We start from the raw sequence: 12,134 nt of genomic DNA on the forward strand, positions 1-12,134 counted from the left end.
CTGGTCCGTGACCCCAGAAGGAGAGGGGAAACGGAACAGCTAGTGGGTGTGCACACTCATTACGAGTTACTCATCGAGTGCTCATGAGCTGCGTGCTCCAGTTTCTGGTCGGTCGAGCGGTGATTCGGACTGGTCGATCACGGTGGCGAGGTAGTCGGCCACCGGTGTGTCGGCGAGCGGGCCCCCCGAGCGGAGCGCCCGGGGTAGTGCTCGGCGTCGTGCTGCGAGCTCCCAGCACTCGGTCGTGGGGTGCAGGTGCGCCCCGCGACCGGGCGCTCGGCGGTCCGGATCGGGCACCAGGGCCGGTCGGCCCTCGGCGTCCGAGCCTGCGACCACCCGCAGCAGCTCGCTCGCAGCGGCCCTGGCCCGGCAACCCACGCACGTCCGGACGGGTCCGGGCGCAGGGGTGTCAGACGTGGTGGCCACTGCGGTCCACTCTACTGCGTCGGACCAGCGGATGACGAACCGGCCGCGTCAGTCCGGCGTGGGCGCCTCGTCGGAGCGGATGTCGATCCGCCAGCCGGTGAGCCGCGCGGCGAGGCGGGCGTTCTGGCCCTCCTTGCCGATGGCGAGGGAGAGCTGGAAGTCGGGTACGACGACGCGGCAGGAGCGGGCGGCCAGGTCGACGATCTCGACCGAGTTCACCCGAGCCGGGGAGAGGGCGTGCGCGACCATCTCGGCCGGGTCCTCGGCCCAGTCGACGATGTCGATCTTCTCGCCGTGCAGCTCGCTCATCACGTTGCGCACCCGCTGGCCCATGGGGCCGATGCAGGCGCCCTTGGCGTTGACGCCCGCGACGGACGAGTGGACGGCGATCTTGGTGCGGTGCCCGGCCTCGCGGGCGATGGCGGCGACCTCCACGGTGCCGTCGGCGATCTCGGGCACCTCGAGCGCGAAGAGCTTCTTGACCAGCGTCGGGTGCGAGCGCGACAGGGTGATCTGCGGGCCGCGCATCCCCTTGCGCACCGAGGTCACCAGGCACTTGATGCGCTCGCCGTGGACGTACTTCTCCCCCGGCACGCGCTCGCTGACCGGCAGCAGCGCCTCGACCTTGCCCAGGTCGACCATCACGTCGTCGGGGTTGCGGCCCTGCTGGATGATCCCCGAGATGATGTCGCCCTCCTTGCCGGAGAACTCGCCGAACTTGATCTCGTCCTCGGCGTCGCGCAGCCGCTGCAGCATCACCTGCTTGGCGGTCGTGGCCGCGATGCGGCCGAAGCCCTGCGGGGTGTCGTCGTACTCGGGGCCGGCGTTGCCCTCGTCGTCGACCTCGCGCGCCCAGACCGTCACGTGGCCGCTCTTGCGGTCCAGCTCGACCCGCGCGGGGTGCTGCGACTCGGTGGCGCGCTGGTAGGCCGTCAGGAGGGCCTGCTCGATGGCCTCGGCCAGCACCTCGAAGGAGATCTCCTTCTCACGCTCCAGCATCCGCAGGATGCTCAGGTCGATGTCCATCAGTCGTCGTCCTTCTTCTCGCTCTTGCGGTTGAACTCGATCTGCACCAGGGCCTTCGCGACGTCGGCATAGGCGACCTCGCGCCGGGTGCCCTCGACGTCGAGGGTCGCGGACTCCTCGGCCGAGCCGACGATGCGGCCGGTCACGCTGGACCCGTCGGTGAGGGTGGCCTTGACCAGGCGGTCCTGGTTGCGCCGCCAGTGGCGCGGCAGGGTCAGCGGCCGGTCGACGCCGCGGGAGGTGACCTCGAGGGTGTAGGGCATCTCGCCCATCACGTCGGACTCGTCGAGGACGCGGGAGACCTCGCGCGTCGCGTCAGCGACGTCGTCGAGGGTGACGCCGCCGTCCTTGTCGACGGCCACCCGCAGCACCCGGCGCTTGCCGGCGGGGGTGACCTCGACGGCCTCGACGTCGAGGCCCATCACGCGCAAGGGGTCGACCAGCTCCGCTTCGATGCGGTCCCGGGTGGCGTCCTGGTGGGGAGTGCTCATCGGGTGCGACCTCCTCGTGTGCAGTTGTCGAGCCATCACCCTAGCGGCCGTCCGGGCTGCCCCGGAATCGTGCGCCGGCCGGTCGGGAGCGACGCGCGCGAGGGTTAGGGTTCGGGGGTGCCGAGACGCCCGCTGACCCGTCGTACGACGGTGGGGTCGGCGCTGTGCGCACCGCTGGTCCTCGCGGGCTGCGACATCGACCCGCCGGTCCGCGACGGTGGCACCTCCGCCGCTCCAGCACCGCCCGACGCCGAGCTGGTCGCCGCCGTCGTCGGGTCGCTCGTGCGGGCGCAGTCGGTCCTGGAGGCCGCCACGTCGTCCGCGCCCGTCCTCGGCGCCCGCCTGGCGGCGATCGGCGAGGCCCACGCCGCGCACCTCGACCTGCTGGCCGGCGCGGTCCCCGGAAGCGGTCTCCCGAGCGCCGGCGCGCCCACTGTCCCGCCGCGGGTCGACCGGGCGCTGGGAGCGGTCCGCCGCTCCGAGCAACGCCTGCTGCGCGAGGCGCGCGAGGCGTGCGCCGTCGCCGCCAGCGGCGACCTGGCCAGGGTGCTGGCCAGCATCGCCGCCTCCACGGCCCAGCACAGCGCCGCCCTGGCCGGCGCCCCCACGGGTGCCACGCCGATGAAGGCGAGCCCATGAGCGTCGTCGACGCCCTCCAGGTCGTCCTCGCCGACGAGCACGCCGCCGTCTACACCTACGGCGTCCTCGGGGCACGGACCTCGCAGGCGGCCACCCCCGCGCTCCTCGACGCGCTGACCACCGCCCACCGCCGGCACCGGTCGCGGCGCGACCAGCTGCGGACGATGGTGGTCGAGGCCGGCGGCGAGCCGGTGGCCGCCGCTGCCGCCTACGAGCTCGACGGCGCGGCGCTGCGCCCGGCGCAGGTCGAGGCGGCCGCCCGCGACCTCGAGGGGGCGAGCGTCGAGGCCCTGCTCGCGCTGGTCGCCCGCTCGACCGGCACGGTGCGCGGGTGGGCGCTCACCGAGGCGACGTGGTCGGCGACCTGGCAGGTCGGGCTGGGCGCGACGCCCGCCACCTGGCCGGGGGCACCCGAGCTCGGCTGAGCCAGCTTCGCCCCACTCGACCGGCCGCGTCGCCATGTCTTCTGGACCAAGGCACCGGTAAAGGGAAAGCGGCCCGCGGCCTCAACCTTTGGGAAAGTCCCGAGATCTCTCCCAAAGGCCGAGGACGCGGACCGCTCGTGGGGTTGGTCAGCATCACCCTGCGTGGCCGTCCTGTGGGGGTGGAGCGGCCACATGCACAATCATGCAGCCGATCGGCGGCCAGCAACAGGCTCACCGACTTGCATGTTCGTGCAACGCACAAAGTTGCAGGACGCCGGCTCGTCCGCGGCGCTCACCCGCGGTCGAGGACACGGACCACGGCAGGCACCTCGGCGAGCGAGGCGACGGTGGCGTCGGGCTCGCCCTCGGTGTGGCCGACCTGGTCGACCGGGATGTTGCTCAGGGGGACGTGGACGGCGCGGAGGCCGGCGTTGTGTGCGCCCCAGACGTCGTCGAAGAGCCGGTCCCCGACGTAGACGCACGCGGCCGGGTCGGCCACGCCCACGGCGTCCATGGCGGCGCGGAAGGCGTGCGGCGACGGCTTCGTCCACGGGATCTCGCTGGTGTAGACGTCACCGTCGACCAGGTCGAGGACGCCGTCGCGCTCGAAGAAGCCGACGTGCCACTCGCGGGGCCAGATCGTGTTGGACAGGACGCCCACCTTGAGCCCCGCGGCGCGCAGCTCCTCGAACATCGGTCGCACCTCGGGGTCCGTCAGCGTGTGCGGCTCCCAGAACTCGTAGTAGGCGCGCAGCAGCTCGGGGTCGTGCTCGAGCCCGGCCTCGGCGAACAGGTCCGCGATGGTGGCGCTCCGCTGGTGGTCGCGGCTGCGGCCCCACACCGCGGCTCCGGCACGGTGCAGCCGCTCGGCATGGGCGTGGTGGTCATCGTCGAGCGTCGGCGTACGTCGTACGGCCGCAGCCAGCGCGACCGACTCGGCGTGGAAGTCCACGTCGTGCCACCGCGTCAGCGTCCCGCCCCAGTCGAAGATGACCGCCTCGATCCTCGTCCCGGCCATGCGCGGACCAGCCGCCGTCAGCTGCGGACGAGGCCGACGACGTGGGTCGCCGCAGCGCCCACCGCGACGTCCTCGCGGTCGCCGGAGCGCCGGTCGCGGACCTCGACGTTGCCGTCCGCCAGGCCACGGCCGACGGTGACGATCGTCGGGACGCCGATCAGCTCGGCGTCCTTGAACTTCACCCCCGGGCTGACCTTGCCGGTGCGGTCGTCGAGGAGCACGTCGAGGCCGGCGCCCTTCAGCTCCTGCGCGAGCACCTCCGCCGCGGCCAGGATCGACTCGTCCTTGCCTGCCGCGACCACGTGCACGTCGGCGGGCGCGACGTTGCGCGGCCAGCACAGCCCGATCTCGTCGAGGGTGCCCTCGGCGATGGCGGCCACGGCGCGCGAGGGCCCGATGCCGTAGGAGCCCATGGTGACCGTGACGAGCTTGCCGTTCTCGTCGAGGACCTGCAGGCCCAGCGCCTCGGCGTACTTGCGACCGAGCTGGAAGATGTGGCCCATCTCCACCCCGCGCGCGGACTCGAGCGTGCCCGCGTCGCAGTTGGGGCAGGCGTCGCCGTCGCGGACGTCGGCGGCCTCGATGGTGCCGTCGGGGGTGAAGTCGCGGCCCACCACCATGTCGACCACGTGCGAGCCGTGCACGTCGGCGCCGGTCACCCACCGGGTGCCCTGCGAGACGCGGGGGTCCACGAGGAAGCGGATGCCGGACGCGGACTCCGCGCCGAGCGCCCCGGGGCCGATGTAGCCCTTGACCAGGGCGGGGTGCCTCGCGAGCTCCGCCTCGTCCATCGGCTCGACCTCGATCGGCTCGAGCTGGCCCTCGAGGCGCTTCTGGTCGACCTCGCGGTCGCCGGGCACGCCGATCGCCAGCGGCTCGCGCGTGCCGTCGGGGTGCTTGAGCACGACGAGCACGTTCTTGAGGGTGTCGCCGGCCGCCCAGGGACGGTCGTCGCGCGGGAAGGCCGCGTTGAGGTGGTCCACGAGGGAGTCGATGGTCGGCGTCCCGGGGGTGTCCTCGGCGTGCGCGGCCGGCACGTCGTCGTACGAGACGGGTGCGGGGGTCGGGACGGCGACGGCCTCGACGTTGGCGGCGTAGTCGCAGTGCGTGCACCGGACGTAGGTGTCCTCGCCGACCTCGGCCTTGGCGAGGAACTCCTCGCTGGCCGACCCGCCCATCGCGCCGGACGTCGCCTTGACGATCACGTACTCGAAGCCGAGCCGGCCGAAGATCCGGACGTAGGCGTCGCGGTGCCGCTGGTAGGAGCGCTCCAGGCCGGCGTCGTCGATGTCGAAGGAGTAGGAGTCCTTCATGACGAACTCGCGGCCGCGCAGCAGGCCCGCGCGGGGACGCGCCTCGTCGCGGTACTTGTTCTGGATCTGGTAGATCGAGAGCGGCAGGTCCTTGTAGGAGGAGTAGAGGTCCTTCACCGCGAGCGTGAACATCTCCTCGTGGGTGGGCCCGAGGAGGTAGTCGCCGCCCTTGCGGTCCTGGATGCGGAAGAGGCTGTCGCCGTAGTCGGTCCAGCGGCCGCTCGCCTCGTAGGGCTCCTTGGGGAGCAGGGCGGGGAACAGCACCTCCTGCGCGCCGATCCCGTCCATCTCCTCGCGGATGATGTCCTCGATGCGGCGCAGCACCCGCAGGCCCAGCGGCAGCCAGGTGTAGATGCCCGGGGCGGCCCGGCGGATGTAGCCGGCGCGCACCAGCAGCCTGTGGCTCGGCACCTCGGCGTCGTTGGGGTCGTCGCGCAGGGTGCGCACGAACAGGGTCGACATGCGGAGGATGCGGCCAGTCATGCGCGCAACAATAGGTGCGCGCCTCCGGGCGTCGCGAACCAGTTGCGCCGGGGACGCCCGGCGGTCCGGCGCCCGATCCCGGTGGTGGCGGCACATCGCACTCCCAGCCGGCGCCCGCGCACCATGGGCCGCCACCCCCGTCCACCCGATCCCGATGGTGGCGGCACTTCGCAGCCGAACACGGCCGTCGCGTGCGATGTGCCGCCACCCCCGCCCACCCGATCCCGGTGGTGGCGGCACATTGCAGCCGAACACGGCCATCGCGTGCGATGTGCCGCCACCCCCGCCAGCCCGTGCGCGATGTGCCGCCACCACCAACCGGGGCCGGGGCGCGCGCCCTCAGGTGCCGAGGACCGTGAACGAGGCGGCGGTCGCCGTCAGCACGGGGTCGCCGGCCGCCGCCTCGCGGGCGGCGAGCATCGCGTCGCCCAGGCCGCCGCCCTGCCGCAGCCTCGCGTGCAGCGCGACCATCACATCGACCGTGGCCGCGTCGTCGACCTCGGCGAGGCTGGAGACCACGCCGGCCGTCCCCATCGAGAGCAGGGCGGCCGCCAGCCCCAGCAGCTCCTGGTCGCCGACGGGGGCCATGACGCCGGACTCGCAGGCCGAGAGCACCACCCGGTGCGGAGGTCGGTGGAGGCGCTGGAGGTCGTGCACGAGCAGCGGACCGTCGGCGAGCGTGAGCGAGGAGAAGAGCGGGCTGTCCTCGCGGAAGTGACCGTGGGCCGCGACGTGCGCCAGCGCCGCGCCGTCGAGCGCGGCGAGGGACGCCGCCACCGTGGCCGCGTTACCGTCGATCACCTCGGCACCCGGGTCCTGGGCGGCGACGGCGGGCACCTCGGCGCCACCACTGCCGAGGCCGGGCCCGACGAGCATCACCCGACGGTCCCGATCGGCGGGTGCAGCGGTGCGCGCGCGCAGCCACAGCCGCGCCGACGGGGTGCTCGTGACGGGCCGGTGCGCCAACGACGGGAGCAGCCCCCAGGGCACGCCCTGCAAGGCACTCGTGCCGGACACGACGACCCGGGCGTCCCCCGCCCGGCCGAGGGCGGGACCGAGGAGGGCCTGCTGCAGCCGGGCACCGGCCACGTCCAGCTGGGCCCGGCGCCCCCGGGCGGCCTGGCGGAGGGTGAAGAGGGCGAAGTCGACGGCCTTCGTGGCGCCGGCGGCGCCACCCACCTCGAGGCGGCGCACACGTCCGCGTCCCGCCACCACGGCGTGCAGGTGACCGCGGATCTCGACGAGCTCGACGAGGACGGCGTCGTCCGCCGCGAGGGCGGCGAGGAGCTCGTCCACGTCGAGCGACGCCCCCGTCTCCCCCGAGCCGCGCGCGTGGAGCAGACGCTGTCGCACCGACTGCTCGAGCCTCGTCGCGAGCGCCTGGAGGCGATCGGTCGGCTCGCCGGACGCCCGGGCGTCCGCCAGCCGACGGTGCTGGGCGCGCAGCGCCGCGAGGTCCGCGGCGATGTCCGTCTCGGTCCCGGCGTCGGAGCGGGCCGAGGGGACCGTGAGAGCGGTGGCCCGCCAGCGCTCTGACCACCGGAGCAGGCGACGGGCCCCACCCGCGGCGAGCGCGGTGCGTGTGCCGAGCTCCGCGAGCTCCGCGCCGTGGGCGGAGGAGAACGCCCGCAGCTCCTGGCTCCCGAGGCTGGCGCGGTGCTCGTCGAGCGCCGTCAGCCCGCGCTCGCACGCCCGGAGGACCCCGCCGAGGTCACGTCCGGCGTCGCGGCGCTGTGCCAGGGCGAGCCAGCCGAGGGCCCGGGTCGTGGCGGTGGCCGCGTTGCGGAACCGCGACGCCTCGTCCAACCAGCGGCCCGCGAGTCCTGCAGCGCGCGGCGATCGTGACCGAGCGGCCAGCTCGGCGCCCAGCACCAGCGCCTGGGGCAGCTCGGGGGCCCCGGACCCACGTGCCACGTCGATGAGGACCTCGACGCGGTGGAGCAACCGACCCGGTCGGTCGGCCGACCCTGCCCGTGCTGTGAGGGCGAGCAGCTCGGCGGTCACCCAGGGCTGCAGCCTCCCCTGCGCGCGGAGCAGGCCGCGGGCCTCGTCCGCCGCCGACCAGGCACGAGCGTGGTCCCTCGCCTCGAGCGCGGCGCCGGCCAGCGCCAGCAGGAGGTCGGCCCGCTCGACCGCGAGCAGGGGGCGGGCGACGATTGCACGCTCGACGACGTCGAGGGCATCGGCGGCAAGGCCTCCGGCGAGGTAGGCGGCGCACCGGTCGTAGACCAGCTCGGTGTTGGTCTGGCCCACCGCCTCGAAGCGGGCGTGGGCGTCGGCATAGAGCTCGAAGGCACGGGGAAGGTCGCCCTGCAGGTAGGCCAGCCAACCCTGGTTGTGCACTCCCACGGCGACGGCCCCCGGCTGGCCCAGCGCCTCGTGGAGCTGGATGGACCGGTCGAACGCGCGGCGGGCCGCGGCGAGGTCGCCCAGACCGATGCTCGTCCATCCGACCAGGTTGAGTGCCCGGGCCTGCCACACGTCGTCGCCCGACCCGTCCAGCAGGGCGAGCGCCCGCCGCAGGTCGGCCGCCCCCTCCTCGAGCTGGGCGAAGTAGTAGGCGCGGACCCGGGCACGTCGGACGAGCACCCGGGCCAGCGGAACACCGCCCAGCCCGGCAGCGGCCAGGTCGAGCTGCGCCAGGCCCTCACGGGTGCGGCCGGCGTGGACCAGGGAGCCGCCGAGGGTCGCCCGCACGTCGGCCTCGCGCTCGGCGTCCACGCGCCGCGCGAGCCTCAGTGCCTCGCGGATGTGGGCCAGGGCCTCGTCGGTCTCGCCCAGGTCGCGCAGCACGATCCCCACCACCTGGTGACCGACCGAGGACACGGCGGGGTCGGGGTCGGGGACCAGGTCGGCCATCGCTGTCGCACGTGCGGCCGCCGGGTCGGCGAAGAGCGTGCGCAGCAGCTCCTCGGCCTCGACCCTGGTCACCATGGTCCGGCCATCCTTGCCGATCCGGCCGCCGAGTTGGCACGAAACCATTCCGGCGGCGACGGCGCGTCGCTAGCGTCGCATCATGAGCGACTGGAAGATCGGCGACGACCGGCGACGACGCAGCACCGACCAGCTCCGCGACCTCCGCGCGGCCAACGACCGACAGGTGGCCTGGGACACCGAGGCGCCCGCCGACTTCACCTACCTGTTCCACCCCCACCACGTGCTGGTCGGGGCCGAGGACGCCGGCGACTTCGAGGCCGCCGTGGCGCGCCTCGACAAGGGTGTCCTCGACGAGGCGCCTCGCCGTGACGACGTACGACTGCTCGGGGGCGACCTCGTGCGCTACGTGCTGGCCGAGCGGCCCGGAGGGCAGTCCGTCCCCGACATCCTCGACCTGCTCGAGGATGGCGGCCTCCGACGGGGCGCCGCGTCACCCGACCACTGGGTGCACGTCTCCCCCGGTGGGGGCAGCGGCAGCGCCTGCCCGGCCGTCGAGCCCGAGGAGACCGGGCTCGCCGAGCCGTGGCCCCCCGTCGCACCGCAGGAGAAGGGCCACGACGTGCGCGTCGTGGTCGTCGACACCGGCTGGAACCCACCGTCCGGCAACGACCCCCGCACGCCCTGGCTCGACGGGGTCGAGGGCGACGACGAGCTCAACGGTCCTGACCTGCGGCCCTATGCCGGGCACGGCACGTTCATCGCCGGGGTCGTGCGTTGCATCGCCCCCCTCACGACGATCTTCGTCGAGGGCTTCGCCGTCGGCGGCGTGGGCGGCGGCGGCATCCTCGAGTCCGAGATCGTGCGCCGGCTCGAGGAGGCCATCGTCCGCAAGCCGCAGGTGATCAACCTGTCCGCCGGCTGCCGCACCCGCCACGACCTGCCGTCGATCGCCTTCTCGCGGTTCCACCGCAGGCACCTCGAGGGCACGGACTGCGTGCTCGTGGCCGCCGCCGGCAACGACTCGTGGGCGGCACCCTTCTGGCCCGCGGCCTTCGATTGGGCCGTCGGCGTGGGATCGCTCGACCGCGACGGACGCGTGTCGGCCTTCTCCAACTACGGCGTCTCCGCCGACGTCTACGCCCTCGGCCGCAACGTGGTCAACGCCTTCCCCGACGGCACCTTCGTGTGCCACGAGTCGCCCGACAAGGGCGACGTCCGGGTCTTCAGCACCGGGATGGCCCGGTGGAGCGGGACCTCCTTCGCCGCGCCGATCGTGGCGGGCCTCATCGCCCGCGAGATCAGCGAGACCGGGGCATCGGCCGCAGACGCACGGGACGCGGTCCTGGCGCGTGCGACGTACGACTCCGACCCCCAGGTCGGACCCCACGTCGAGCTTCGCCAGCCCTACCCGGGCCCGTAGCGTCGACGTTGCCGGGCCGAGCCCTCAGAGCTCGAGCCAGCGGCTGGTCGCCGACCCGCCCGCGTGGCGCACCGTGAAACGGACCGAACCGGTCGGCTCCGCCGCGATCGCGAGGAACCCCACCTCGTCGAGGGCGGTGGCCCAGCTCTGCCCGTCGGACGTCTCGAGCACGACCTCGACGGCCCCCATGTCGCCGTCGAGGTCGAGCAGCTGACCGCGCACCTGGCCCTCGTCGAGCTCGACCTCGAGCGACCAGCCCTCCCCCGCGGTGAAGTGGAGCATCCGCGACGTGGCGAGCCCCCTCACCTGTGCGGCCGGCTCGTCGCGCGAGTCACGGACCAGGACGAGCATCTCCCACTCGTCGTCGAGGCCGGCGGCGGCCACGGCCGCGATCATGGTCGCCACGAGTCCGGGCGGCGGCGGGTCGTACGTCAGCCACATGTCACGCAGTTCCTCGAGGAGAGCGGCGTCCCCAGTAGTCATCGCTCGCCTCCTCTCTCCAGTGCGGTTCGGACCTTGGCCAGGCAGCGGGCCCGGGTGGGTCCGATGCTCCCGACGGGCATGTCGAGGTCCTGGCTCAAGGATTGGTAGTCGGGTCGGTCCATGAAGGCCACGACCCGCAGCAGCTTGCGGCACCGCTCGTCGACCGATGCCACCGCCTTCCACAGCCGTGATCCCTCGTCGCCGAGCACGGCGAGCGCCTCGGCCGACTCCGCGTCCGGGAGCACGGCGTGCAGCGTCTCGTCCTGCACCGGTGTCGCCCGACGTGCGGTCCGGGCGTGTGCGGCTGCGCCGCGCCTGGCTGAGGTGATCAGCCAGGACGCGACCGCCTTGGGGTCGTCGATGGTCTGGTGCAGGCGTACGAACCCCAGCCAGGTCGCCTGAATCACGTCCTCAGCCGACTGGCGGTCGTGCCCGTAGGCCCTCACCACGTGCCAGAGCACCGGTGTCATCGTGGAGACCAGATCGTCCACCGCGCTGGCGTCCCCCGAACGCCAGGCGATGAACGCCCCACTGGCCAAGTCCCACGGTGACTGGTCGAGCTGCCCCTCAGCTCTTCGGTCCTCTGACATGGTGACCATTGTCCCCATGTCAGTAGAGGAGGGAGCACCCGCCGTGCTGATACACCGCGAGCGAGATTTCTTTCTCAGAACATCAGTGTCGCGAACGTCGCCGTCTGCTCGAAGCCGACGCGGGCGTACGCCGCACGCGCCGGGGCGTTCCACTCGTTGACGTAGAGGGAGACCACCGGCGCGAGGCCGGACTCCAGGACGTGGCTGACCACGGCGGACATGCCCCGCGCGGCGAGGCCCTCGCCCCGGCGGTCCGGACGCACCCACACGCCCTGCACCTGGGCGGCGTACGGCGTCGCGCAGGCGATCTCGGCCTTGAACACCACGCCGTGGTCGTCGAAGCTCGCCAGCGACCAGCCGCGGCCGATGAGCTGCTGGACGCGCGCCCGGTAGAGGTCGCCGCCGCCGGCGTCGTTCTCCGGCGAGACGCCGACCTCCTCGGTGTACATCGCGACGCAGGCCGGGTAGAGGACGTCGAGGTCGCGCTGCGTGGTCAGGCGTACGTCGGGGGCGGGCGCCACGGCCGGCGCCCGGCTGATCTGCAGGTGGGGCTGCTCCGGGCGGACCTCGCGCGGTCGCGACCACCGGGGCTGGATCTCGTCCCACAGCGCGGCGACCACCTCGCTCGGGCCGACGATCGTCCCGACGCTGCTGCGGCGCCGCAGCGCCGCGTCGGCGAAGGCGCCCACGTCGGCGGGCGTGCACTGCACCGGCACCAGGTTGGCACCGAGGTGGCAGCCGGCGACGAGCTCGCCGTCCTCGAACCGGCCCCAGACCTGGCCGCCGAGCCACCGCTCGTCGAGGTTGGTCAGGCGGGCGCGGTAGTCGGCGAACACGTTGACCACCGGGTCCTGCTCGGCGAGCGCGACGAAGCGGTCCCGGTCTCCCGGGCCCAGCACACGCACCTGCTCGCGGGTCCTCAGCACGCTCCCGAGCCTAGGGC

12 protein-coding genes are annotated in these 12,134 nt (G+C 73.6%); 3 read left to right on the top strand and 9 right to left on the bottom strand.

The genetic code is table 11. The features are described 5' to 3' along the window. Positions 1 to 81: 81 nt before the first annotated feature. The 3 genes from SHK17_RS13740 to rimP are packed head-to-tail and all read right to left on the bottom strand — an operon-like array spanning position 82 to position 1,943. Positions 82 to 426, bottom strand: a complete 345-nt coding sequence (locus SHK17_RS13740) for a YlxR family protein (RefSeq protein WP_322919590.1) — start codon at positions 424 to 426, stop codon at positions 82 to 84. Positions 427 to 474: 48 nt separating this feature from the next. Further along, complete coding sequence (gene nusA, locus SHK17_RS13745) at positions 475 to 1,452, bottom strand: transcription termination factor NusA (protein WP_172273834.1); 978 nt, start codon at positions 1,450 to 1,452, stop codon at positions 475 to 477. Continuing rightward, the gene (rimP, locus tag SHK17_RS13750) at positions 1,452 to 1,943 is read right to left on the bottom strand and encodes a ribosome maturation factor RimP (RefSeq protein WP_322919591.1); all 492 of its coding nucleotides are present in this window, start codon (positions 1,941 to 1,943) and stop codon (positions 1,452 to 1,454) included. The genes nusA and rimP overlap by 1 nt, the downstream gene beginning before the upstream one ends. A gap of 117 nt (positions 1,944 to 2,060) precedes the next feature. Here rimP and SHK17_RS13755 point away from each other — a divergent pair, with 117 nt between their 5' ends. Further along, positions 2,061 to 2,582, top strand: coding sequence for a ferritin-like domain-containing protein (locus SHK17_RS13755; RefSeq protein WP_322919592.1), 522 nt, complete (start codon positions 2,061 to 2,063; stop codon positions 2,580 to 2,582). Then, positions 2,579 to 3,007, top strand: coding sequence for a DUF4439 domain-containing protein (locus SHK17_RS13760; protein WP_322425828.1), 429 nt, complete (start codon positions 2,579 to 2,581; stop codon positions 3,005 to 3,007). Before SHK17_RS13755 ends, SHK17_RS13760 begins: the two co-directional genes overlap by 4 nt. Before the next feature lie 292 nt (positions 3,008 to 3,299). Here SHK17_RS13760 and SHK17_RS13765 read toward each other — a convergent pair whose 3' ends face one another. The 3 genes from SHK17_RS13765 to SHK17_RS13775 form a co-directional block, all read right to left on the bottom strand. Beyond that, a complete protein-coding gene (locus SHK17_RS13765; protein WP_322919594.1) occupies positions 3,300 to 4,025 on the bottom strand; it encodes an HAD family hydrolase in 726 nt (241 codons plus the stop codon). A gap of 17 nt (positions 4,026 to 4,042) precedes the next feature. After that, positions 4,043 to 5,821 carry a proline--tRNA ligase gene (locus SHK17_RS13770; protein ID WP_322919595.1) on the bottom strand — a complete coding sequence of 593 codons (1,779 nt, stop codon included), beginning with the start codon at positions 5,819 to 5,821 and terminating at the stop codon, positions 4,043 to 4,045. A 339-nt stretch (positions 5,822 to 6,160) separates the two neighbouring features. Then, complete coding sequence (locus tag SHK17_RS13775) at positions 6,161 to 8,755, bottom strand: CHAT domain-containing protein (protein WP_322919597.1); 2,595 nt, start codon at positions 8,753 to 8,755, stop codon at positions 6,161 to 6,163. Between the two features lie 82 nt (positions 8,756 to 8,837). Between SHK17_RS13775 and SHK17_RS13780 the strand changes: the two genes are divergently transcribed. Next, positions 8,838 to 10,118 (top strand): S8 family peptidase, encoded by a 1,281-nt coding sequence (locus tag SHK17_RS13780; protein WP_322919598.1) that lies wholly within the window; start codon positions 8,838 to 8,840, stop codon positions 10,116 to 10,118. Between the two features lie 24 nt (positions 10,119 to 10,142). Here SHK17_RS13780 and SHK17_RS13785 read toward each other — a convergent pair whose 3' ends face one another. The 3 genes from SHK17_RS13785 to SHK17_RS13795 form a co-directional block, all read right to left on the bottom strand. Beyond that, the gene (locus tag SHK17_RS13785) at positions 10,143 to 10,601 is read right to left on the bottom strand and encodes a hypothetical protein (protein WP_322919599.1); all 459 of its coding nucleotides are present in this window, start codon (positions 10,599 to 10,601) and stop codon (positions 10,143 to 10,145) included. Continuing rightward, positions 10,598 to 11,191: an RNA polymerase sigma factor gene (locus tag SHK17_RS13790; protein WP_216651950.1), complete on the bottom strand. Its 594-nt coding sequence runs from the start codon at positions 11,189 to 11,191 to the stop codon at positions 10,598 to 10,600. Before SHK17_RS13790 ends, SHK17_RS13785 begins: the two co-directional genes overlap by 4 nt. Positions 11,192 to 11,265: 74 nt before the next feature. Further along, positions 11,266 to 12,117 carry a GNAT family N-acetyltransferase gene (locus SHK17_RS13795; RefSeq protein ID WP_172264576.1) on the bottom strand — a complete coding sequence of 284 codons (852 nt, stop codon included), beginning with the start codon at positions 12,115 to 12,117 and terminating at the stop codon, positions 11,266 to 11,268. Positions 12,118 to 12,134: the final 17 nt, after the last annotated feature.

The organism is Nocardioides renjunii (assembly GCF_034661175.1).
Lineage (GTDB): Bacteria > Actinomycetota > Actinomycetes > Propionibacteriales > Nocardioidaceae > Nocardioides > Nocardioides renjunii.

What these genes read in the sequence shown, in the direction of transcription:
- rimP (WP_322919591.1), bottom strand. Translation starts at nt 1,943, where the DNA reads ATGAGCACTCCCCACCAGGACGCCACCCGGGACCGCATCGAAGCGGAG.
- nusA (WP_172273834.1), bottom strand. Translation starts at nt 1,452, where the DNA reads ATGGACATCGACCTGAGCATCCTGCGGATGCTGGAGCGTGAGAAGGAG.
- SHK17_RS13790 (WP_216651950.1), bottom strand. Translation starts at nt 11,191, where the DNA reads ATGTCAGAGGACCGAAGAGCTGAGGGGCAGCTCGACCAGTCACCGTGG.
- SHK17_RS13760 (WP_322425828.1), top strand. Translation starts at nt 2,579, where the DNA reads ATGAGCGTCGTCGACGCCCTCCAGGTCGTCCTCGCCGACGAGCACGCC.
- SHK17_RS13785 (WP_322919599.1), bottom strand. Translation starts at nt 10,601, where the DNA reads ATGACTACTGGGGACGCCGCTCTCCTCGAGGAACTGCGTGACATGTGG.
- SHK17_RS13770 (WP_322919595.1), bottom strand. Translation starts at nt 5,821, where the DNA reads ATGACTGGCCGCATCCTCCGCATGTCGACCCTGTTCGTGCGCACCCTG.
- SHK17_RS13765 (WP_322919594.1), bottom strand. Translation starts at nt 4,025, where the DNA reads ATGGCCGGGACGAGGATCGAGGCGGTCATCTTCGACTGGGGCGGGACG.
- SHK17_RS13775 (WP_322919597.1), bottom strand. Translation starts at nt 8,755, where the DNA reads ATGGTGACCAGGGTCGAGGCCGAGGAGCTGCTGCGCACGCTCTTCGCC.
- SHK17_RS13780 (WP_322919598.1), top strand. Translation starts at nt 8,838, where the DNA reads ATGAGCGACTGGAAGATCGGCGACGACCGGCGACGACGCAGCACCGAC.